This window comes from Microcoleus sp. B3-A4 (assembly GCF_036705385.1).
Lineage (GTDB): Bacteria > Cyanobacteriota > Cyanobacteriia > Cyanobacteriales > Microcoleaceae > Microcoleus.
On the sequence record NZ_JAUBUI010000094.1, the window covers coordinates 1 to 21,338 of the forward strand.

General features: G+C 47.6%; 21 protein-coding genes and 1 pseudogene. 13 read left to right on the forward strand and 9 right to left on the reverse strand.

From position 1 onward, the window contains the following. Nucleotides 1–182: 182 nt before the first annotated feature. Entirely contained in the window at nt 183–1,781 is a 1,599-nt protein-coding gene (gene gpmI, locus QUB33_RS25155; protein ID WP_333355886.1) for a 2,3-bisphosphoglycerate-independent phosphoglycerate mutase, read from the reverse strand. A gap of 428 nt (nt 1,782–2,209) precedes the next feature. Next, nucleotides 2,210–2,881, reverse strand: coding sequence for a retropepsin-like aspartic protease (locus QUB33_RS25160; protein ID WP_333355889.1), 672 nt, complete (start codon nt 2,879–2,881; stop codon nt 2,210–2,212). Between the two features lie 229 nt (nt 2,882–3,110). On the opposite strand from QUB33_RS25160, the gene QUB33_RS25165 reads away from it, so the two are divergent. The 6 genes from QUB33_RS25165 to cax all read left to right on the forward strand — a co-directional run bounded on the left by QUB33_RS25165 (nt 3,111) and on the right by cax (nt 9,213). Beyond that, on the forward strand, nt 3,111–4,529 hold the full coding sequence (locus QUB33_RS25165; RefSeq protein WP_333355892.1) for a hypothetical protein: 1,419 nt from the start codon (nt 3,111–3,113) through the stop codon (nt 4,527–4,529). A 183-nt stretch (nt 4,530–4,712) separates the two neighbouring features. Further along, the gene (locus QUB33_RS25170) at nt 4,713–5,465 is read left to right on the forward strand and encodes an MORN motif-containing protein (RefSeq protein ID WP_333355895.1); all 753 of its coding nucleotides are present in this window, start codon (nt 4,713–4,715) and stop codon (nt 5,463–5,465) included. A gap of 105 nt (nt 5,466–5,570) precedes the next feature. After that, complete coding sequence (locus QUB33_RS25175; RefSeq protein ID WP_333355942.1) at nt 5,571–6,284, forward strand: MORN motif-containing protein; 714 nt, start codon at nt 5,571–5,573, stop codon at nt 6,282–6,284. Nucleotides 6,285–6,461: 177 nt separating this feature from the next. Further along, entirely contained in the window at nt 6,462–7,082 is a 621-nt protein-coding gene (locus QUB33_RS25180; RefSeq protein WP_333355898.1) for a DUF6391 domain-containing protein, read from the forward strand. A gap of 382 nt (nt 7,083–7,464) precedes the next feature. Continuing rightward, on the forward strand, nt 7,465–7,923 hold the full coding sequence (locus QUB33_RS25185; RefSeq protein WP_333355900.1) for a hypothetical protein: 459 nt from the start codon (nt 7,465–7,467) through the stop codon (nt 7,921–7,923). A 189-nt stretch (nt 7,924–8,112) separates the two neighbouring features. Then, nucleotides 8,113–9,213, forward strand: a complete 1,101-nt coding sequence (gene cax, locus QUB33_RS25190) for a calcium/proton exchanger (protein WP_333355903.1) — start codon at nt 8,113–8,115, stop codon at nt 9,211–9,213. Nucleotides 9,214–9,349: 136 nt separating this feature from the next. Here the strand turns inward: cax and QUB33_RS25195 are convergent, their stop codons facing one another. Then, nucleotides 9,350–9,994, reverse strand: coding sequence for a hypothetical protein (locus QUB33_RS25195; RefSeq protein ID WP_333355906.1), 645 nt, complete (start codon nt 9,992–9,994; stop codon nt 9,350–9,352). A gap of 326 nt (nt 9,995–10,320) precedes the next feature. Further along, the gene (locus QUB33_RS25200) at nt 10,321–11,982 is read right to left on the reverse strand and encodes a DUF655 domain-containing protein (protein WP_333355909.1); all 1,662 of its coding nucleotides are present in this window, start codon (nt 11,980–11,982) and stop codon (nt 10,321–10,323) included. Nucleotides 11,983–12,173: 191 nt separating this feature from the next. On the opposite strand from QUB33_RS25200, the gene QUB33_RS25205 reads away from it, so the two are divergent. The 4 genes from QUB33_RS25205 to QUB33_RS25220 all read left to right on the forward strand — a co-directional run bounded on the left by QUB33_RS25205 (nt 12,174) and on the right by QUB33_RS25220 (nt 15,038). Beyond that, nucleotides 12,174–12,575 carry a DUF7682 family zinc-binding protein gene (locus tag QUB33_RS25205; protein ID WP_333355912.1) on the forward strand — a complete coding sequence of 134 codons (402 nt, stop codon included), beginning with the start codon at nt 12,174–12,176 and terminating at the stop codon, nt 12,573–12,575. A gap of 99 nt (nt 12,576–12,674) precedes the next feature. Then, nucleotides 12,675–13,865, forward strand: coding sequence for a cysteine desulfurase family protein (locus QUB33_RS25210; protein ID WP_333355915.1), 1,191 nt, complete (start codon nt 12,675–12,677; stop codon nt 13,863–13,865). 293 nt (nt 13,866–14,158) lie between these two features. Then, complete coding sequence (locus tag QUB33_RS25215; protein ID WP_333355918.1) at nt 14,159–14,797, forward strand: hypothetical protein; 639 nt, start codon at nt 14,159–14,161, stop codon at nt 14,795–14,797. Between the two features lie 118 nt (nt 14,798–14,915). Next, on the forward strand, nt 14,916–15,038 hold the full coding sequence (locus QUB33_RS25220) for a hypothetical protein (protein ID WP_333355921.1): 123 nt from the start codon (nt 14,916–14,918) through the stop codon (nt 15,036–15,038). A gap of 1 nt (nt 15,039) precedes the next feature. Here QUB33_RS25220 and thiL read toward each other — a convergent pair whose 3' ends face one another. The 3 genes from thiL to QUB33_RS25235 all read right to left on the reverse strand — a co-directional run bounded on the left by thiL (nt 15,040) and on the right by QUB33_RS25235 (nt 17,745). Then, nucleotides 15,040–16,035, reverse strand: a complete 996-nt coding sequence (gene thiL / locus QUB33_RS25225) for a thiamine-phosphate kinase (RefSeq protein ID WP_333355924.1) — start codon at nt 16,033–16,035, stop codon at nt 15,040–15,042. Between the two features lie 32 nt (nt 16,036–16,067). After that, entirely contained in the window at nt 16,068–16,382 is a 315-nt protein-coding gene (locus tag QUB33_RS25230) for a hypothetical protein (protein ID WP_333355928.1), read from the reverse strand. Between the two features lie 238 nt (nt 16,383–16,620). Next, on the reverse strand, nt 16,621–17,745 hold the full coding sequence (locus QUB33_RS25235; protein WP_333355932.1) for a peptidylprolyl isomerase: 1,125 nt from the start codon (nt 17,743–17,745) through the stop codon (nt 16,621–16,623). 410 nt (nt 17,746–18,155) lie between these two features. Between QUB33_RS25235 and efp the strand changes: the two genes are divergently transcribed. The 3 genes from efp (at nt 18,156) to QUB33_RS25250 (ending at nt 19,886) form a co-directional block, all read left to right on the forward strand. After that, complete coding sequence (efp, locus tag QUB33_RS25240; RefSeq protein WP_190659475.1) at nt 18,156–18,713, forward strand: elongation factor P; 558 nt, start codon at nt 18,156–18,158, stop codon at nt 18,711–18,713. A 192-nt stretch (nt 18,714–18,905) separates the two neighbouring features. Continuing rightward, nucleotides 18,906–19,463 carry an acetyl-CoA carboxylase biotin carboxyl carrier protein gene (gene accB, locus QUB33_RS25245; protein ID WP_333355936.1) on the forward strand — a complete coding sequence of 186 codons (558 nt, stop codon included), beginning with the start codon at nt 18,906–18,908 and terminating at the stop codon, nt 19,461–19,463. Nucleotides 19,464–19,493: 30 nt separating this feature from the next. Beyond that, nucleotides 19,494–19,886, forward strand: coding sequence for an ArsR/SmtB family transcription factor (locus QUB33_RS25250; protein WP_006631662.1), 393 nt, complete (start codon nt 19,494–19,496; stop codon nt 19,884–19,886). Nucleotides 19,887–19,994: 108 nt separating this feature from the next. On the opposite strand, the gene QUB33_RS25255 is transcribed toward QUB33_RS25250, so the two are convergent. Together QUB33_RS25255 and QUB33_RS25260 are read right to left on the reverse strand one after the other, a co-directional pair. Then, complete coding sequence (locus tag QUB33_RS25255; protein WP_333355939.1) at nt 19,995–20,765, reverse strand: GerMN domain-containing protein; 771 nt, start codon at nt 20,763–20,765, stop codon at nt 19,995–19,997. Nucleotides 20,766–21,200: 435 nt separating this feature from the next. Further along, a pseudogene (locus QUB33_RS25260) lies at nt 21,201–21,338 on the reverse strand (photosystem II q(b) protein); the annotation flags it as partial.

Consider the following 21,338-nt stretch of genomic DNA (forward strand, 5'->3'; position numbering starts at 1 on the left):
AGAAAACTGCGGAGTCTTTTGGGTTTGAGCTAATTGCTAAAACTCCGCAGTTAGATTAAGTTTCTTAGGAGGACTTTCGCTATTAGACAGGGAATTCATTCCCTGGCGGACTACCGGATGGGCGGGAGGACTGGGCGGATGACAGCTTAAGTTGACACCAATGCACGGCGCCTTTGTCCCTACTACAATCGGACTCGCACCGGAGTGCGATTGGCACGAACTTCAAACTCAGCCGATCGGATCATAGATCGTCCCGTCATCTCCGGGGGCTGAGGCAACCTCAACAGCTCCAGAATCGTCGGCGCAATATCCGCCAAACAACCGTCCGTCCTCAGAGGAACATCCGTTCCGTGACCCGGAATCTTCCGACCTTCACCTTCTACCAGAATAAACGGCACCGGGTTAGTAGTGTGAGCCGTCCAAGGATTCCCGTCCTCGTCAAACATCTGCTCAGCATTTCCGTGGTCAGCAATAATAATTGCCGTTCCCCCAGCTTTACTAATCGCGCTCAACAGCCGCCCCAAACATTTATCCACAGTTTCGATCGCAATTATCGTCGCATCCATCATCCCCGTATGACCAACCATATCCGGGTTAGCGTAGTTAATCACCATAAACGAATAGATGCCTTTTTCCAAAGCCGTCACCACCCCATCCGTCACCATATCCGCAGACATCTGGGGCGCCTCATCGTAAGTCGCCACCATCGGGCTCTGCACCAACTCCCGGTGTTCTCCTAAAAAAGGCTCTTCCAGACCCCCATTAAAAAAATAAGTCACATGAGCGTACTTTTCAGTTTCCGCCGTCCGCAACTGCTGCAAACCGTGCTTAGAAATCACCTCGCCCAGAATATTGTTCAAATTCTGCGGTTCAAAAGCCACCATTACCGAGAGTTTCGGGTCGTACTGAGTAAAAGTCGCAAACGCCAGGGGCTCAACTAACTGCCGTTCAAACCCCTTAAAATCGGGAGATACAAAAGCCTGAGTCAATTCTCTAGCCCTGTCCGGGCGAAAATTGAAGAAAATTACCCCATCGCCCGATGCCACAGCCCCCGGAGCAATCCGAGTCGGAACAGCAAACTCGTCGGTCACTCCTTCAGCATAAGAGGCCTGCAACACATCAACAGCCGAGCGACCGTCAGGAGCACCCTCAGTCGTCATCACCTCGTAAGCCCGCTGCACCCTATCCCAGCGCTTGTCCCTGTCCATCGCGTAGTAGCGGCCGCTGATGGTCGCAATCCGACCGACCCCTACCTCTGCGATATAACTTTCAATCTTGCCTAGAGCTTCGACACCCTCTTTCGGAGTAGTATCACGACCGTCTGTAATCGCGTGAATGCAAACCTCAGAAATTCCCTGTGCTTTTGCTAATAGCAGCAAACCCTTAATATGACTGAGATGGGAATGAACGCCACCTTCCGAACAAAGACCAGTCAGGTGCAACTTGCCGCCCGTGGCGCGGACTTTCTCGCAAAGCCCAACCAGCGCTTTATTGTTGAGCAAAGACCCATCTTCCACTGCATCCGAGATCCGCACCAACTCTTGAGGAACGACGCGGCCCGCGCCCAGATTCAAGTGACCGACCTCTGAGTTACCCATTTGCCCGTCTGGCAGCCCTACCGCCCGACCCGATGTGTGAATCAGAGTTCTGGGATAAGCGGCCCAGAGACTGTCCATGACGGGTGTTTTTGCAGCGGCGATCGCATTTCCGTCTTTTTCTTCACGATAACCCCAGCCGTCTAGAATAATCAGCACTACAGGAGATACAGACGCTTGTGCCATGCGAATACCTTATTTACAATAATTAATTTCTCGATGGTCATGTATTTCCGATCTTGCGGAACATCTGCCGCTAATCAGTTTACATATTTTCTCGGCTCCGGCTGAACAATGCCAACCAAAATTCCCTCAGCCACAGCATTTTGGGAACTAATTTCGACCTGCTTTGGGAATGGTTTAATTGATTGCCTTGCCCTGTACTGTGAATGCACAGTCGGAGACTGTTACCGATCTCACCAACAGCGACCCTGCTTTTGCCGCCGCATTTTCACCAATTGTTCAACGGTAGGTTGCTATTGAAACACTAAGGAGAGTATCACAGATGGTCAACTTTTACTACTGCCTTAAGGAATAGATTAAACAGCTTTGACTGACCTGGGAATAACTTTCAAACGAGTTGAGCAAAAATCGGTTTCCGAATCTGCTCACTTTCAGCGGACATAAAATTCTACAACATCTTTTTTAATTTTGACATCGTAATTGCCAAAGAAATCGTGACCGAGCAGACCTATTGGCATTTGTTTGGCGATCGCCACTTCGACATTTTGGATCACAGCACCCCCAACCCGGATCGATCGCACTACGCCGATCGGGAACTCGACAACGCTACCGTCAGCGATCCCCGCTCTCACGGTACGCACAGGCCTCACTCCCAGCGCAGTAGCCATCCGCTGAGAAATCAAAGTACCGCTCGCCCCGGTATCGAGAATCATCTCAAAAGTCTTGTTGCCGTTAAATACCACATCAATCACCGGCGTCCCGCCTGCGCGACGCTTGATTTTAGCTTGAAATACCTGTGGATTCCCCGGTGGCTTCGCCCGTTGATTGGCTGGGGGTTTGGCACCACCATTTGACGGGTTCCAAAACTGAGAGTACAATTTGCCAGTTGTCAATCCCGATCCGGTTAGAGTGCGATTCCCTTCGGGATAGCTCCGCTTCACGAGTGGCTGGGAACTCACATCGGGCACCAATGTCATCACCTGGGTTTCTGGCTGATGTGAATCAGAATGCACCTCGCCGCCCCCCACCGATCCCACACCCACCAAAACGGTCGCAAAAACAAAGCCCGATCGCCAAATTCGCTTGAGAATCACTTTTGCCATGATCTGAATACCTTGATTGATTCAATATTTCCCACAACGACCGCCATTGATATCCTAACTTGCTCCTGAAAACCGATCGCCCGATCCCCAGATCGGATCATCAGGAAAACTTGGCAATTTTCAAGCGATCGCATAACATCGAACACAGATAAACTTATAAACGGCAACAGGCTGTAATTGCAGAGCCTTGTTGGAGATCTTGAAATTAAGCAGTTAGGGGCGATCGGCAATGCACAAACTTTTATATTTTGCGACTATAGGACTACTAGCTTTCTCGATCGCAGGCTGCGGTGGCGAGGGCAGCCCCACAGCCAGCCCCAGCCCCAGCCCGAGTGCAGCCTCTCCATCTCCGACCACCTCTGTCAGCCCCACCCCAGGAGCTCAGACTTTCCAGTCTCCAATAGTAGCCGCCCAGCCTCCAGGGTTAATTCGATCGACCAACCCAGAGGAACGAGCAAGACAGGCTCAAACAAATATCGGCAACAAAAAGGACAGGAATCCAACGCTTCCGCTTCAGCCGGTGCCCCAAGGCCCTGTGACAGCGAATCCTTCTCAGTTAGACCCATTTGGGCCGCTGCCGCCGATCGCATTACAAATCCCTGCCGGAGCTAACGGAGCGGGTGGGATTAGCTCAGAACTCCCCAAACTGCCACAGCGAGAAGTAGCCGTGCTACCCCAACTCCCCGAGTTATTGGCTCCCCCCCCAGTTAACAGGCCTAATCAGACGGTGACTCTCCCCAGGCCACGCACGGACGGTCGAGGAGACACTCAGCAAGTACGAGGTGGAGCGCGAGGCCCTTTACTTCCCGGAGGTGATGGGGGGCAAATTGGCTCGCCTCCCCTAGTTCCAGGGCTAACTGCTCCTCGGTTAGGTGGCGGTGGCGGCGGCCCAAATGGTTCCTTACCCGGAGGCACCGGGGGACAAATTGGCTTGCCTCCCCTAGTTCCGGGGCTAAATGCTCCTCAGTTAGGTCGTACTCGTACATCTCCGCCTGGACTCGAACCCATTGCAGCGAGACCCATAGGAGTCCCGGATCTGCCGGAACTGCCAGTAGACAAGCGCCCGCCCCAATGGAGAGACCCCAATGCCAGGGTAAGAAGAGGTACTGGCACCCGTCCCCCTGGAACTGGGCCAATAGCAAGTAGACCCCAAGATGCGCGGAATCCGCAGACTCGCCGTCCAGGACCCCCGCGCCCGCCCCAACCAATAGCAGCTAGACCTATAGGAGTACCGGATCTGCCGGAACTGCCAGTAGACAAGCGCCCGCCCCAATGGAGAGACCCAAATCCCCCGCCTCCTCCCGTGATCCCAGTAGTTCCGCCACCCCCGCCACCGCCTTCTACTGACCTCGCTACAGGCACTGAAGTCAGCGGGGTGGTAAAAGTCGGGAACGAGACGCAAGTGATTGTCAAAGTACCGAATGAACCAACCAGCCGATATGTCAAAGTCGGGCAGCGGCTGTCTAACGGGCAAGTGTTGGTGAAGCGGGTCGATCTCAAGCAAGGAGCAGATCCGATCGTGATTCTGGAAGAAAACGGCGTTGAGGTAGCCAAAGGTGTTGGCGAAAAACCCGCCAGTCGCCAAACACAACCAGCTAATGCAGTTATTAGCCGTCTCCCAAATCCGAATAGCTCAGCGCGACGCTGAAAATTGACAGTAAAGCAGGAAAAATGCTAAAGGCAAAAATTAGAGTTTTTGCCTTTTTGCATTTAGGGCAGATCTCAAACCTGAAGGTAAAATTAGTACAGGGATTAAAAAATAGAGGACTTTTCATTGAGTATTAGCTTCTAGAAAATCCCTATTAGTAATTGAAGTTAAAGGAGATTGATCATGCTCGGTTCAATTCAAAAATTAGGGATGGCGATATTAGTTGCTTCTTGTATCGGCAGCGCGACTAATCTCTTGAATCCCCAGCCATCAATGGCTCAACCAACACCTGATCCAAAACCAGAAGAAGAAAAACGCTCTCCCTTCTGCCAAGGCAGCCTTCCTACGGGAAGAGTGAAATGCAATTACGAGACAGGCGATAACTACGAGGGAAACTTCGTTAACGGCCTCCCCGACGGCAGCGGAGTCTACGTCTACTCTAATGGCGATCGCTACGAAGGACAATTTCGGAAGGGAGTGCCCAATGGTAGAGGGACATTCATTTTTAAAGATGATGCCCGCTATATAGGCGTGTTCCAAGACGGCACGATGAGATCTGGGACGGTGGTTTTCTCCAACGGTGAGCGCTACGTGGGAGACTTCGGAGTCGTCCAGAACCTTCAGACTAAAGTTATTAGCAGCCAACCAGCAGGGCGGGGTCAATTTTTTTATACCAATGGCGATCGCTATGAAGGACAATTCTTTGCAGGCTCGCCCTTTGGCCCTGGGGTATTAGTGCGGGTAGACGGCACTCGCTGTTCCGGCAGATTTTTCAATCAAGAACTTGACGCTAGTGTCACCTGCACTTTCCCGAACGGTACGCGCTATGTAGGAGAATTGCGAAAGGGAGTGCCTCATGGTGTCGGGACGATGATCGATGCTAGCGGTAGGCGCTTTCCGGGGGTATTTCGCAACGGCAAGCCCGGAGTTTCGTAAAGGATAAATGATTGAGGTTTTAAGCCAACTTTTGACAACAAATGGGACAAAAGACAAAGAACAGAAGAAGATAATATCTAACAGCGCATAGGAGAAAGTTGATTGATGATTTCCCGTTCTTGGATCAGTGGAATCGCTTTATTAGTTGCATCAGTGTTGGGAATTGGTGGTTATGCGACTTATCCCTTGCCCTCAAGGGCGCAAGGAACAGAAGCTAAAACCGGTCGCTGCGTGCCAGCTATCGCTACAGGTAGAGTTAGGTGCGATTATGACAGCGGTGATAGCTACATCGGACAATTCGTTAACGGTTTGCCCAGTGGCACTGGGGTATACGTATATTCCAACGGCGATCGCTATGAGGGGCAGTTCCGTCTGGGCAAACCAAATGGTCGAGGACAATTTATATTTAAGGACGACGCCCGCGTGGAGGGCATATTCCGAGATGGCAAAGTTAGTTCCGGGACAGCTATTTTTACTAATGGCGATCGCTATATAGGGTCGTTTTCTCTCGATCAAAAAGTAGGCGTGCCCACGGGACAAGGGCAATTCATTTTTGCTAATGGCGATCGCTTTGTGGGTCAATTTTTAGGGGGCAAGCCTTTAGGTACGGGAGCGTTCACCCGCGCTGACGGCAGTCGGTGTTCGGGACAGTTCTATACTCAAGAACTTGATGGTAGGGGTAACTGTTCGTTCTCCAACGGTATCCGCTATCAGGGAGAGTTACGCAAGGGATTGCCTCACGGTAAGGGCACAATTATCGATACCAGAGGCCGGCGAATTCCGGGAGTATTCCGTGAGGGCCAGCGGCTAGAGCAATAAACGGGGAATAAGTGCGATCTATTAGTAAGGGCAGGTTGAGGGCTAATATTTTTTGCACAAAACCTGCCATTGCTAGGTTTTAAATTCACAACTATTGATAATTTCTGATCGGCTTTTGCTCAACCGAATTGCTAATGTTAAATATCCACTTAATGGAGTTAATGGAGGCGTTTTGATATGACAACTACTGCTTCAGCTTCCGGCCGCACCGGCCAGTTTCCCTTCGACTTTTCCCCGCAGCGGACTCAAGATGCTGATTTGTTGCGACAACTCAATTTTGTGCCCGGTTTGAAGGAAGTTTTGACTTTGCGCCAAGTTCATGCTTTGGAACACGCTACGGTTTGGGTACTGGGCCAATCGGTTGGTGCGACGACAGCAAGAGCCGATAATGAGTTATTGGGCGGGATGTCCACAGACCAAGGGTTTTATCTTTATGGCCACGTTAACATTGCACAGTTGCATCAGGCAGTACGCGAGGCTTTGCAGCGGATTGCAAGCGGAGAGTGGGATTTAGCTGTACATCCCCGCTGTGGCACGAATTTGTCGGTGGCAATGCTGCTGACGGCTGGACTTGCTGTTGGCATCAATTTAGCCTTGCCTCGGGGACCCATCCTGCAACTTTTAGGTTTGGGTGCAGCGGCTGCTGCTGCGGCTCAGTTAGCTCCTGATGTGGGATCTCTGGCTCAGCGTTACGTCACAACTGCTATTCCGTTTAATTTGAGTGTTGTTGATATTACTGTAAGTCACGACTTCTGGGGACGCGAAGCTCATTTTGTGCGGGTGCGTTGGGTTGAATAGCTGCTGCGGGAGGAGAAGAGTAGGAGAGGGGGAAAGTTGACAAAATCTTTTTTCTTCCCTCAACTTCGAGCCGTTAAATTCCCTACACGGCTTTGTTGCCGAACTTCCTTATTCCTTCTTCATCATTTTGAGATCATCGGTACTATTCAAAAGTTAACTGGGGCGACTTATCAACTTGCTTTTATTCGATCACTGGACACTACATTCTAATATCTATATTTTCCATATTTTTTTAACTTCATATTATATTCAAATTCCATCTTTACCGCTAATATGTCAGCTATGAAAAGCTCGAATTTACTTCCTAGGCGACTGGTCAGAAAATAACATGATAAGGTAAAATCGCTTATTAGAATTTTTAGCGGCAAAGTCAATAAAAAAAATGTGCAAATTACCGATCGATAAAACCTGGCTGCCAAGTCTAGTGGCTGTCAGCTTAGCCGTAGCAGGCAACAGCTTTTTGCCTTTAACCCACTATGCGAGTTTTGCTCGCGAAATATCCCAAACTAACGAACCAGAAAGAGTTCCTGACGGCAAGATAGTTCCAGTTAATGGAAAAGTCAATGTTAGATTAACGAATAAAAGCAACGATCGACTATTTTTTTACGTGGTTGGACAGACTAACCGCCAGAGTTTAGCGGAAAATTCAACAGTCGCGCTGCCAGCATTGACACTACCGACCTCAATTGTATTTAGGCGACTAGATGGCGCATTATTGAAACCCAGTTTGAAACCTAGTGGCGAAGGAACTCTAGAGGTAAGATTAGACGAGACAAATGATTTAGGTTTGGATAAAACATCTTTAAGGATTCGGAATGACGGCGCACTTTTTCTCAGATAGAGAACTGCCAAATTTAAAGAATTAACCTTCTTTAAATATCTGTCGGCGTTAATCTGCGTGCATCTGCGGTTAAAACGTCCAATCGCCCTTGCCCCAGCAATTGTCAGAGAATAGTTGAATCATGTAAAATCAACTTGACGATCGCCCCGACAACTCGACCTCACCCTTCCGTACACCATCCGAGATCCTATGTCAATCAAAAAGATTCTTTCCATAGCGCTGTTAATTTTCATCCCCATTTCCATCGCCGCTGAGTATTTGCACTGGGGTTCCCTTGCAGTTTTCATCACATCCGCTTTAGGCATTATACCTCTGGCAATTTGGTTGAGTACAGCAACAGAAGAAGTGGCGATCGTTACAGGCCCCTCCATAGGCGGCTTATTAAATGCCGTCTTCGGCAATGCTACGGAATTAATTATTGCAATAGTTGCCCTGAAAGCTGGCTTAATTGACATTGTAAAAGCCAGCATAACCGGTACAATTATCAGCAACTTGCTCTTAGTCATGGGATTTTCCATGCTGCTAGGAGGAATCCGCTACAAAGAACAGGAATTTAAGCCAATAATCGCGCGGGTGAACGGTTCCACAATGACTCTAGCAGTGATTGCAATCCTGCTGCCGACAATGGTAATTTACACATCCAATGGAGTCGAACCATCAGCCATTGAGAATCTTTCCTTAATAACTGCGATCGTCCTAATTGCAGTTTACGCTCTAACTCTGCTATTTTCATTAAAAACTCACAGCTATCTTTACGATGTTGGGTTACTAGAACTAGAGTCAGAAAATCCCCAAAATACCAAAGAGGAATCTACTACCCACAAACCGAATTTGTGGCTGTGGATAGGAGTGCTAGTTGCCTCAACTGTTGCCGTTGCTTTTGAATCAGAAATTTTCGTTGGCGTTGTTGAAGAAACTACCAAAGGATTGGGATTGACGCCGCTGTTTACAGGGGTAATTCTGTTGCCGATTGTTGGCGGCGCGGCCGAATATGTAACTGCGGTAGGAGTTGCGATGAAAAACAATATGGATTTGTCAGTTTCTGTCGCAATGGGTTCGAGTTTGCTAGTTGCTTTGCTGGTAGCGCCCGTGTTGGTAATTATCGGATTAGTGATTCATCAGCCGATGGATTTAAACTTCAATCCGTTTGAAGTAGTTGCAGTTGCCATCGCAGTGACAATTGCCAATCTAATCAGTATCGACGGGCGCTCTAATTGGCTGGAAGGAGTGCTGCTTTTAGCAACATATATCGTGTTAGGAGCGGCATTTTACTTTCACCCCATTACTTGAACTAACAATTTTTTTGGAGGGCAATCTTCCGTGGTTGCCCCTCTTCCCTTGAAAATAACTTATCTTTTTTCTGGTTTGTTATTCCTCTTAGTCTTTTGCCATTAATTAAATAAAATATTTTTTGGACAGAAAGTAGTTAGGGACAGCGACACTGTTGAACAGGAAAACACTCTCGTCTGCAACTTCTTTTTCGGCCTTTACGATCGCGACAATCAGAAGTATCTTTACATTCTATCTTATTTTCACAAATTTGCTGACGGGGAAAAGTACCTAAGCTTTGTATAGAAACTTCAGCCGTAAGCGCACCCTGTTCTATAACTTGGTCATTTTCTTTAATTTCATAGAGAAACTTATTATCTCCCTCTAAAACCGAAAAAGTTCTTGTTTTGTGACTGTTACCCAACTTAAATCCAAAATCCTCGGAAAACTCCCCTTTGTCGTAACCCCGGTCTGTGTAAGGATATGGGTTAGTTTCCATGCCATCAGTCACATTTTTAATCATCACCCTCCTGTTAGGTCCCGGAGGAGTCTTGCGGGAAACAAATCGAGCGCTTTGCGAATCGGGGGAGATGACAGTACCTGCACACGCACCTACATATTCAACGCGCTTAAATTGAATCAAATTAATATTAAAAGTGTTTTCATTTTTGACCCTAAATTGTGCTTCGCTAGTCTGCTGGGCGCTAACTGTGAAAGCTGCTAGCGTCAAAAAAATTGCCCCCATGAAAATAGCTAGAAATTTGATTTGTGACCTCTCCGTAACAAATCTGGCGTGTTCCATCTCTCTCTACCTCTCATGTGAATAGATAGCATTTTCTTTGGGAGTTATTTTAACTTGAGACGTGAGGGGTTGTCAAAGTGGATCGAATAGGTTTCTAGTGAGGACTTGAGTCTTGGATGCTGAGTTGCGAAAGGAAGGACGGAAGTTATGACTGTGAACTTTTTAGAGTCACGAATGAAGTCCTGATTACTCACATCTTGCACCATTCTCAAGAACAGGCAAGATGCCTGTTCCACAAAGAGTGAATTTTCTTGTGGAACAGGTATCTTGTCTGTTCCTAAACAAGTAATTGAGAAGGGTGCAACATCTCAGGAGTATGAACTTAACTACCAAGTTACTCGATCGCGCCATCTCTCTAAAATCTTGTCCCCGACCCCCTGTACCCGTGCCACATCCTCCAAAGAGGTGAAAGGTTGCTGTTGTCGCGCTGCAATAATTCTCTCGGCTAACTTCGGGCCAACCCCGGGCAAGGTTTCTAATTCTTCCTGACTTGCTGCATTTAAATTAACTAACTTTTTACCAGCAATTTGAGGTTTGGCACGCCCAGATTTTGATGCTGCTTGTAGTGAATCGCACTCTTTTTTCTTAGCATCAATTCTCTGTTTGATTCGGGCGGGAATTCCCAAGGTTGCACCTTTGTAAAGCCGATCGAACTCCCGCTCAAAATGGGCCGCAACTGTGGGACTCTCGATCGCCAGCAGCGTCTCGTCATTCCCGTGATTTGCAGCCTCACTCCAGTTGTGAGAACCTGTAAGCACCGTTTTGCCGTCCACAACGCCGAATTTGTGGTGCAGGCGATCGCCCATTGGTAACAGCGGCACTCCCACCGTAGTCAGCGGCTTTCTCCAAGGGCGATTGTCAGTTTCTAACCCGCAATCTTGCATCAAAGTCGCCCCCATCATATCCAACCCTTCACTATAAGAGCGATAAATAAAATTAGAGTCAATTAAAGCTCGCACCGCAACTCCTCGGCTAGCTTCAATTTCCAAAGTATTTGATAACCGCTGAGCCGAAAATACAAACAGCGCCAAATCAACCGACTTTTTCGCACTACCCAAAGTTCGATTTATCAAACCGTTGGCGCTTTTTTCCCAAGGCAAAGTCGCAGTCGTCGGCGAAAATTGCACCCCAACTGTCGAATTCCCTACTCTTACTTTTTGCACTTGACGAAACGGCTTTTTGATGCCAAACTTGCTGTCCGGTTTGCCCTTGGGCCCGTCGCCCCACATGATGTTAAATTCTTGAGTAAATAGTTGCGCTACTTGAGCATTTTCAATTTTTAGCAAATTGTTCGCATTGCCGCGACTTGCTGGTGTCTTGAAATCGCCATGTATATCGCTTGTGGTAAAATTAGCCGAAGTAACAATTACGGTTTTGCCGTCAATCACCACAAATTTGTGGTGCATCAAATCGCTGCCTTTACTGCCGTCAGCAGTATCGTCAATTACCGGAATACCCGCATCCTTGACAATTACCAAAGCATCATTTTGCTTGATTTCCTCAGCACTCAATTTACCGTCTTTATTGCGATCGGCAAGTTGCACAAATTCGGTATAACGATCGCGCTCTCTTTCCGGTAATTTCGCTAACTCCTGAGCTGTAAAATCGCTCCAAGGGCGGCTATAGATATGTTCGACAATTAATCTCACTTTAATTCCCGATCGCTGTCGAGCGGCCAAAACCCTCGCAATACTGGGCAAGCGAAACTCTTGAACCGCTACATCTACCGTCGAGCCAGCACTGGCGATCGCAACAGCGATCAACTTTTCTAAATCATCTCCAGGTCTAGTTTGCTGGCGGTAAGGCTCTGTATAACTCGAAGCGATCGACTGATTGAAGTATACTTGCAACAAGGGGTCTTGAGGCAATGGAGCCAGACTGAGAGGTAAATTCTGCACGTCTTGCTTTGTTTGTCCGCAACCCGCCAGATTGAGCGCCACCAGCCCAGCACAACAGAAACCGAGTAAATGATAATACAATACAGCCACAAAATTTTAAAAAATATAGAGGTTATTAGCCATCCCACAGTTCAAAGCTATTGGATCAAGTAAAGTTACAACCTATTAAATTTATGCAAGGGAATAGATTTTGCGTCTTGTAGAACTGCCTCGATGCCGGAAGCATCACTGGTAGGGTAGCAGCATTCAGGGGCGTGGGTCAAACCCTATACCGCTGCTTTATGGCTAAAAGAAAAACAATTTTTCCGTGCGGTCACAAAGGATATGGTAAAGCGTGCCATCGCTGCACGCAAGAGTTGGTGGCGCAGCAGCATTACGTTGAAGTCCTCGCAGAAAAACAAACCAAAAAACAAGAGAAGGAAGCATCATTTGCTAGAGATATCATCGATCTCAGAGGTCTGCCCGACCACGTAGTCACTAAAGCCCGGGCAATTATAGCAGCTTTGGGCGAAAATAAGAATTACAGAGATTTCGGCGGCAAACGCCTGCGTCATAACCGTTTGATAATCAGTATTCCTGTAACCCGCAACTACAGAATGCTTTGTGAAGATTGCGGCACTTTCTTAATACCCCAAAAAGTTTTGTCGCACGAAGACTACAACGTCTGCAAACCAGGAAGTTAGTCATCAGTTATTGGTTATTGGCTATTGGTAGCCACTCACAACAGTCAACAGTCAACAGTCAACAGTCAACAGTCAACATTCATTAATTAGTTATTTATCATGCAAATTTACCTCGACTATAGTGCCACAACACCCCCACGCCCAGAAGCGATTCAAGCCATGCAAAAAGCCCTGACTCAGCAGTGGGGCAATCCTTCCAGTTTGCACGAGTGGGGACAAAGGGCGGCGACAGCTTTAGAACTAGCAAGAATGCAGGTTGCTAGCTTGATTAACGCGCTACCGGAATCGATGATTTTTACCAGTGGCGGCACTGAAGCGGACAATTTGGCAATTATGGGAATTGCGCGTCTTTATACAAAGCCGCAGCATATTATTATCTCCAGCGTAGAGCACTCCGCAGTAGCAGAACCGGCGCGACAACTCGAACAGTTGGGATGGGAAGTGACGCGCCTACCTGTGGATAAATTTGGGCGCATTCACCCTTTGGATTTGCAAGAGTCGCTGCGATCGAATACAGTTTTAATTTCAATCATTTACGGACAAAGCGAAGTTGGCACCCTGCAACCAATCGAGGCATTAGGACAAATTGCTCGCGATCGCAATATCATGTTTCATACCGATGCAGTTCAAGTTGCCGGCAAGCTGCAAGTTGACGTGCAGAAACTGCCCGTAGACTTGCTTTCGGTTTCCAGTCACAAACTTTACGGGCCGCAAGGTGCAGGCGCGCTTTACGTGCGGCCGGGAGTAGAATTAGTGCCAATGTTAGGCGGTGGTGACCAAGAATTGAAACTGCGTTCCGGGACGCAAGCGCTGCCGGCAATTGTCGGTTTTGGGGTGGCGGCGGAGTTAGCATTGCAGGAAATAGATGTGGAAACGCCGAGGTTAATTGCATTGCGCGATCGACTTTTTGACCGATTATCCCACGTACCCAGTTTAGTACCAACTGGCGATCGATATTGTCGGCTGCCGCACCACGTCAGTTTTTGCATCGTCTCCCCTTCCTCCCGCCCTTACCAAAAGAGAGACACAGGGCGAATTACAGGCAAAACTCTGGTGCGGCAGCTAAATTTAGCAGGAATTGGCATTAGTTCCGGTTCTGCTTGTAGCAGCGGAAAACTAACTCCCAGTCCGATATTATTAGCAATGGGATATGACGAAATCGGCGCAGTTGGTGGAATTCGCTTGACTCTAGGGCGAGAAACCACAGAAGCTGATATTGATTGGACAGTAATTGCGATCGAGCAAATTTTGGATAGATTAATGCCCAAAGTAGCATTATCTAGACGTTAGCAGGAAAATCTGCAGTTAAAAACCAAAGAAACCGCGTTTTTTCCCATCTCTTCGCACAGTAACGAAGTATTCCCATAAAAACCCGGTTTCGACGCACCCATGTTTCCCAGACTAAACGAAATTCATCTGCGTCCATCAGCGTACATCCGCCGACATCTGCGGTTAAAATTCCCCATAAACCTGGTTTTTTAGCATTTTTGCCGACAGTAACGAAGTATGCTCGCAAAAACCAGGTTTCGACCCACCCCCAAGCATGATAAAATAAATCCCGGTGTTATTCACAACTCCCCACAATGGAAGAAAACCGCGCCCAAGCCTATCTGCAATTAATTCACACCCTGCTGAATGCCCCCAACGGAGAGGAACCGCAGATTTTACAGGATAACTCAGAATTACTCGATCGCGGATTTCTGGAAACTTGCGAGTTAGTAGCATCTACCTTGGCAGAACAAGGAGGGGAAAATGGCGCTAATTTCCTCCGACATCTAGCTAGTTACCTAGCGCCACTCATCGATATGAACGATGAGGGAGATAGCAATAACTCTGCCAGTGAAAATTTACAAGAGTATGCAAACTTTTTCCTAGAATTATTGCAAGCCGAACAAGATAGCAACGGGGATATAGCAGTAATTTACCCGATGCTGGAAGGGCGACAGCATCTCCTCAATGTCACTTTTGCCGAGACTTTACAGCAAGTAGCGCAGAAGTTAATAGCAGGCGAAAACTCAGAAACAATTAGCTCAATTATCGGTCTTATAGAAAATTTGAGTATTCATATTAGTGACTTTCCCAGTGGCAATAGAGCGAATAATATTGAAATTGCCATTACTGGTTATCAAATAGTTTTAAATAATCAGGAACCCGGTAGCGAAAAATGGACGCAAACTCAAAATAATCTGGCTACTGCCTACAATAACAGAATCAAGGGTTAGCTGGCGGAAACATCTGTAACGGGCGATCGGCTGTTTTGAGGAAACTTTAACAGTCTATACCCTTGAGGCTTTCTCCTTCAATAACGTAGGAAGGTTAAATAATCAGCGCTGGGCAGATATGAAAAAACTCGACAAAATCAACCTAGAACAAGCCGAATACATCCACCAAAGAGCAGAAACTAGGGGATTGAAACCGCCTCTAAACCAACTTTCATCCACTCCCAGTGGACAAGCGAGATAATTCAGAAGTGTTGAAATCCTCGATCGAGCTTTAATATAGCATCACGATCGATACCGCTGCTATCAGTCAACCAGATATCGGTGCTATCCGTAGCGGTTCCCACAATCGCGGCTCCGTTTCCTATTTTTTTCACTAATAACTGAGCATTTGCGATCGGCAAAAACAGCACTAACTCGAAGTCTTCCCCGCCGTATAATGCCCAATCTAAAGCTTTTTCGGTTGATAGGATTTCGCTGAAAATATGGGGAATTGGTATTTTTGTGCGATCGACTTTTGCGCCAACACCGCTAGCCCGACAAATTTGAATAATCGCATCAGCTAAACCGTCGCTGCTGTCCATTCCTGCGATTGAAAACTCACCCGCAGAATCTAAAATTTCCCTAATAATCGGCAAAACATCCAGTCTCGGTTTAGGGCACTGGTGAGCGACAATTAAAGAAGTTCGATCGACTTCTGTAAGATTTTGCCCGAATTCTGGATTTAACAGCAATTCTAATCCCGCGCGGGAGGCTCCGTGAACCCCAGTAGCCACAATCGCCCAATTCGATCGCGCATTTGACCGACGAATGGTACGATCGCACTCAACTTGTCCGAAAGCAGTAATCGCCACCGTCACCACGGGCGATCGGACAACATCACCACCGACGATCGGCGTATGATATTCTTGCAAGCAAGCCGTCATCCCCCGATAAAACTCTTCAACCCACTCCACAGCGGTATCCGGCGCCACAGCGAGGGCTACAGTCACCGCCAGAGGCGTTGCTCCCATCGCAGCCAGATCCGACAAATTTGCCGCTGCGGCCCGCCATCCTGCGTAATAAGGCCCCGTAGTGCGATCGCTAAAATGCACTCCATCCACCAACATATCTGTAGTGATAGCCAGAGATTGGTTGGCAGTTGTAGGCATGACAGCGCAATCATCACCAACTATCTCTGCGGGGCAGAATTTTTGCAATATTCTTAAAAGACCTTGTTCACCGATATCTTTAACTTTCATAATTTGGAATTAGTCGATCGCACTTTTTCACTTCACCATTCCTTACCGGAACTCGGCGGCAAGCGCAACCTAGGAAACCTATAAAAAGTATCCCCTTCATCATCTACCTCTAAAACCGCCGAAAAAATCTTAACTTGCCGAGTTAAATACTGCTGAGCAACTTCAGCCTCAACCCTAGCATTAGCCGCCAGTTGAATCAACGAAATTTGACTGTTTTGAGTTTCCAACAGCTCATAAAAAGCCTCATCCAACCGCTGCTTTTGCTTGCTTTCATTCACATTTTTCACAATCAACAGGCCTGCGAATCCGCCCAAACCCATTACCAATAAAAATTGTAAAATAGCCATATTCTCGATTTAATTCCTAATTTCAATAACGAAACTATAAAAATTATCTCTTCTTCCAGCCCGCTGAGGCGGGATGTATCTGTGCAGAAGCGATTTCAATCTCCTTCACCATCCAGAAACGATTTCAATCGCAGTGACTATTGATTTTTTCAGCCCGCACAGGCGGGCTTTGTTTGTGTAAAAGCGATTTCAATCGCCGTCACTTTTGACAAGCAGCGATTGCAATCGCCGTCATTAATTAAACTTGAGGTCGCACCAAATTTTCGATTCCTTTAACTACCTTAGCAGATACAATCTTGTCTCCCTGCTTCAGTTGCTCCAAAACTTCTTTTCCTTCAATCATGTAACCAAAAACCGCATATCTGCCGTCCAACAAATTCAGACCGGCGGGCGTGAGTTCAGGCTCAAACAAGAAAAAGAAAAACTGAGAAGAAGCGCTATCAGGCTCAGTTTCTGTACGGGCCATGGCCACAGTACCGAAAGCAGAAAAAGGCAAAACAGGTTCGTCGCGATAACGGCCCGCATCTTCTAGAGTAATCCCGTAAATAGGTTCTTTTTCGTCCCTGACGAGCACTTCTAGCGGTACATTCCGGTATTTGCCAGTAGCTGGGTCAATAAAACCCTCTTCCTTGCCTTCGGGGTCTCCGGTTTGCAAAACGTAGGATTCTTCCGATCGAATAAACGGCAAACCGTCATAAAAACCTCGATCGACCAAATCCACAAAATTACCAGCCGTAACCGGAGCGCTGTAGCCGTCAACCACAACAGTAATTTCCCCTTTTTCAGTTTGTACAGCCACAGTAGCGCGCCCTTTCAGTTGAGGCAGATTAGCATACTTGGCCGGCACTTCAAATGGAAACTTTGTCACCATTAACTCTTCGAGTTCGCCTACCGAGCCGAGGATTGTGGCTTTCAAGTCAATCACTTTTTCCTTGTCTTTAGCCTCAACAGCCTTTTCCAGTTGAGCAATTCCGTTCTTGACTGCTGCAAGTATAGTTTCAGCTTCCGGCTTTTTGGCGTCGGGAATACTATCTAAAAGGTCAGATTCCCGAAGGTTGAGAATCCTGGAAGCCTTGCTGATATCACTGCTAATGGGCCCCCAACGTTTAGACCGTATGTGGTTGCCAATGTCTTCGAGACTGATTTGCAACTCTCGCACAGTCTGATTGTCAATAGGTAAAGCGAAGCGCAGCAGCGCCTGGCCGTCCGTAATCGCATTCCCTGCAGGCATACTGCTGCTGGGCCGTTTGGCATGGGAGACTGCACTGAAACTCAGGGAGAGAGTGAACAGCAAGAGCGCTAAAGCGACGGTTTTGACCCAGCGCTTGCACGTATCGATCGAGAAATTAGGCCAATGCAACATAACTTTAACTTTTATTGCCTCTATTATCTTCCCACAGCGCTGCCCGCCCTCTAAGCTGCTACCCATCTAAAGTGGCTGTTCCTTCGGCCTGGGAGGGAGTTGCCCACTAACAACAGCCCTTTGCCCCCTGCCATTAACATTTCCGTACAGCACTTGCTCCCTTTGAACGGTAAAATAAAATGCCAATTGCTTTTTGATGCCGTCAGCTAGACTGCGACTTTAACCTGACCCGCTCAAAAACGGATACAATCCCCAGACTCCTGTCGTGGAGAGATTAAAATTTTAGACCAAGGTTCAATCTCCCAAATTCATCTGTGGAGTAAATCTAAAATCTAAAATCTAAAATCTAAAATCGACTGACTGTAGTTCCCCCGTGCCTCAAGGCGACGGGATTGCCCGCAAAAATTTATATGATCTCCAGTAACGACTTTCGACCAGGTGTTTCAATTGAATGGAATAACGGCGTGTGGCGGGTTATCGAATTCCTCCACGTCAAGCCAGGAAAAGGCTCGGCTTTCGTGCGGACAAAATTAAAAAACGTCCAAACCGGAAACGTAGTAGAACAAACCTTCCGGGCGGGCGAGACAATGCCTCAAGCCAACCTGGAAAAGAGCGTGATGCAACATACCTATAAAGAGGGCGACGAGCTCGTCTTTATGGATATGGAAACTTACGAGGAAAGTCGGCTCAGTGCTAAGCAAATAGGCGATCGTGTCAAGTACCTCACTGAAGGTATGGAAGTCAGCATCCTGCGCTGGAACGACCAAATCATGGAAGTGGAACTGCCCAACTCTGTTGTCTTGGAAGTGATACAAACCGATCCCGGAGTCAAAGGAGATACTGCCACTGGTGGCAGCAAACCCGCCATCCTCTCCACTGGCGCTCAGATTATGGTGCCTCTGTTTATTTCCATTGGAGAACGGATTCGGATTGATACTCGTGAAGACAAGTACCTCGGCCGAGAGTAGAAACGAGGGAGGAAAAGGGAGTTTTTAGTTTTGAGTTATGAGTTAAAGAAGCCCAAATTCAATACTCATCGCTCACAGCTTAAAAACTATCCCTTTTGCCTCCAAAGTCGTTGAAGCTCCTAGCTTCGCCTGATTCTGAATTTTCAATTTTCAATTCTCAATTTTCAATTCTCAATTACCCTTGAATCTGCTGTGCAACTAGACTTAAACCAGCTTTGTGACCTGCTAACTGTATTAGACAAAACTGGCATTTCGGAACTGACCTTAAAAAGTGGGGATATTGAACTGACAGTACGCAAAGGCATTCTGGCAAGTTCAGCAGGCACCTCTGCTGCGCTCCCTGCTGCCGTGGCGACTGTTACTCCGAGCGCGTTGGCCGCTGTTGCTAGCCCCACCTTAGCGTCACCTCCTGCTGTTGACCAAAATTTAGCAGTGGATCTGGCTGCCCCTGTACCCGTCGCCCCTGTCGCCGTACCTGCTGCCATACCTGCTTCTGTCGATACGAAATGGGTGCCAATTATCTCGCCGATGGTAGGAACCTTTTATCGCGCTGCGGCCCCTGACGAGCCGCCTTTTGTCAATGTGGGCGATCGCATCAAGGTCAATCAGACAGTCTGTATTATCGAAGCGATGAAACTGATGAACGAGATCGATGCGGATGAAGTCTCCGGTCAAGTGATGGAAATTTTAGTTCAAAATGGCGAACCTGTCGAATACGGTCAAGTTTTGATGCGAATTAATCCGGATTGAAGGATTACTTTATTGTTATGGACAGAATAAATGCTAATATTTCCCGATCACTTCTCTCCGGTGAGTTTGATGAAGTCATCCCAGCCTGTCCCGCAAGAGGTTGTGCAACAAGTTGCTGAGTATTTCAGTATTTTGAGCGAACCCATGCGTTTACGAATTTTGAACTTGCTTCGCGACGGCGAAAAATGCGTGCAAGAATTGGTGGAAGCTACTCAAACGAGTCAAGCCAATGTTTCTAAGCACCTAAAACTCATGCTCCAAGCTGGTATCCTCACTCGCCGGAGTGAAGGAACTTCAGCTTATTATAAGGTGCAGGACGAGTTAATTTTTGAGCTGTGTAATATGGTGTGCGATCGGCTTGCCAGCAGGATCGAACAGCAAGCCCTACACTTTCGGGCATTTAGCCTAACTACGAAGCACTGAAAATTAGTTGCCAGTTCTCACTCCTCAGTCATGAGTCATCAGTTATCAATTCCTACGATCGGCCTTCAGACCGATGACTAATGGCTTGTAACTAATGACTCATAATTACTAAAGGGGAAAATTTTTGTCAAAACTTTGGCGGGTACTCGGCTGAGCCACCTCCAAACCTTCGCCGCCTAAAAGTTCTAAAGGCTTCCCTTCCACCGAAATCCAAACCTTGGTATTCGGTTGTAAACTCGTAGCGGTATAGATAACTTGCCCTAACCGGCCAGTCATCGAATTACTCCCTCCCCCCGAACTAAATTCGGCTGACAAATCGACATAAACTCCGTCATTCTTAACACTTAAACCCCTCAGTTTTGTCCCCTTAGGAATTTCGCTAGAAACAGTTCCATCCTTTGGCCCGGCCAACAAACTGTTAAAAGCAGCTTGTAAAGCTGCATCAGGCTTGTCAGCTTGTTTGACAGCTACTTTCGTAGGAACTCCCTCAAATTTACCGCTGGCATCTTTAACCCAGTAGACTTGCACTGTCTGGACATCCGTCTGCAGCAAAGGCTTTGGCTGCGGCGACTTTGGGACTAGAGCCTGCGGCGTCTGAGCTTGAGGTATCTGAACCTGCGGCGTCTGAACCTGCGGCGTCTGAACCTGTGGCACTTGTACAGGATTTGGAGGGGGTACGGGGATAACTACAGCAGGAGATTCCGCAGGGCTTGGGGACAGCGGCGGAGCGGTAGTTTGAGCAGAAGACTGCGTACCTGCGGGGGTTGGCGAACGGTTCGCGGTCCACCAGGCAATGCCCCCTCCCGCCAGTAAAGCCAACCCGCAAGCACCAGCAATGACGGCTGTGGAGACGCGGCGTACTTCTTGTCCATCTTTCATAATACAAATTCTCCTTACAGATAGAGCGCTTGGGACGGTGAGGAGCGACTCCCGATCAGCTACATTTGTCTATGGTTAGATTCTGGAATTGACACAATTGCATTGCTGCTAGCGAACACTTTATAGCAAGCCCAACATATCCTGAATCCGACTATTGGAATCCTAGACCATAATATAAGATTTCGCCCGTGGAGTATGTCACAGTATCTCGATCGGCCTAGTGGCTATGTTCTATAGTAATCATAAAAAATTAAAGAATAAAGGAAGAAAAAATAAGTAAAAAGGAAGAAGGAAAGCCACGAATGGATGTAACGGAGGTAAGGGGGTAACGGATTTAAGGGATTTAAGGGATAGAAACAGGTCTCTAAAAAAAATTCCGCAAACAAAAAGCGCCCCTATTTCTAGGAGCGCTTTTTGTAAATCAAAGACTAAAACTTAGCCATTGATAGAAGGAGCAACCATTGCTACTGGGGTGGTTTCACCAGCAGCCAAGTCGAGCGGGAAGTTGTGAGCATTGCGCTCGTGCATTACTTCCATACCCAAGTTAGCGCGGTTGATCACATCAGCCCAAGT

Excerpts from the sequence above, each read along its gene's own strand:
- gpmI (WP_333355886.1), bottom strand. The coding sequence starts at position 1,781 with ATGGCACAAGCGTCTGTATCTCCTGTAGTGCTGATTATTCTAGACGGC.
- QUB33_RS25160 (WP_333355889.1), bottom strand. The coding sequence starts at position 2,881 with ATGGCAAAAGTGATTCTCAAGCGAATTTGGCGATCGGGCTTTGTTTTT.
- QUB33_RS25165 (WP_333355892.1), top strand. The coding sequence starts at position 3,111 with ATGCACAAACTTTTATATTTTGCGACTATAGGACTACTAGCTTTCTCG.
- QUB33_RS25170 (WP_333355895.1), top strand. The coding sequence starts at position 4,713 with ATGCTCGGTTCAATTCAAAAATTAGGGATGGCGATATTAGTTGCTTCT.
- QUB33_RS25175 (WP_333355942.1), top strand. The coding sequence starts at position 5,571 with ATGATTTCCCGTTCTTGGATCAGTGGAATCGCTTTATTAGTTGCATCA.
- QUB33_RS25180 (WP_333355898.1), top strand. The coding sequence starts at position 6,462 with ATGACAACTACTGCTTCAGCTTCCGGCCGCACCGGCCAGTTTCCCTTC.
- QUB33_RS25185 (WP_333355900.1), top strand. The coding sequence starts at position 7,465 with ATGTGCAAATTACCGATCGATAAAACCTGGCTGCCAAGTCTAGTGGCT.
- cax (WP_333355903.1), top strand. The coding sequence starts at position 8,113 with ATGTCAATCAAAAAGATTCTTTCCATAGCGCTGTTAATTTTCATCCCC.
- QUB33_RS25195 (WP_333355906.1), bottom strand. The coding sequence starts at position 9,994 with ATGGAACACGCCAGATTTGTTACGGAGAGGTCACAAATCAAATTTCTA.
- QUB33_RS25205 (WP_333355912.1), top strand. The coding sequence starts at position 12,174 with ATGGCTAAAAGAAAAACAATTTTTCCGTGCGGTCACAAAGGATATGGT.
- QUB33_RS25210 (WP_333355915.1), top strand. The coding sequence starts at position 12,675 with ATGCAAATTTACCTCGACTATAGTGCCACAACACCCCCACGCCCAGAA.
- QUB33_RS25215 (WP_333355918.1), top strand. The coding sequence starts at position 14,159 with ATGGAAGAAAACCGCGCCCAAGCCTATCTGCAATTAATTCACACCCTG.
- QUB33_RS25220 (WP_333355921.1), top strand. The coding sequence starts at position 14,916 with ATGAAAAAACTCGACAAAATCAACCTAGAACAAGCCGAATACATCCAC.
- thiL (WP_333355924.1), bottom strand. The coding sequence starts at position 16,035 with ATGAAAGTTAAAGATATCGGTGAACAAGGTCTTTTAAGAATATTGCAA.
- QUB33_RS25230 (WP_333355928.1), bottom strand. The coding sequence starts at position 16,382 with ATGGCTATTTTACAATTTTTATTGGTAATGGGTTTGGGCGGATTCGCA.
- QUB33_RS25235 (WP_333355932.1), bottom strand. The coding sequence starts at position 17,745 with ATGTTGCATTGGCCTAATTTCTCGATCGATACGTGCAAGCGCTGGGTC.
- efp (WP_190659475.1), top strand. The coding sequence starts at position 18,156 with ATGATCTCCAGTAACGACTTTCGACCAGGTGTTTCAATTGAATGGAAT.
- QUB33_RS25250 (WP_006631662.1), top strand. The coding sequence starts at position 19,494 with ATGCTAATATTTCCCGATCACTTCTCTCCGGTGAGTTTGATGAAGTCA.
- QUB33_RS25255 (WP_333355939.1), bottom strand. The coding sequence starts at position 20,765 with ATGAAAGATGGACAAGAAGTACGCCGCGTCTCCACAGCCGTCATTGCT.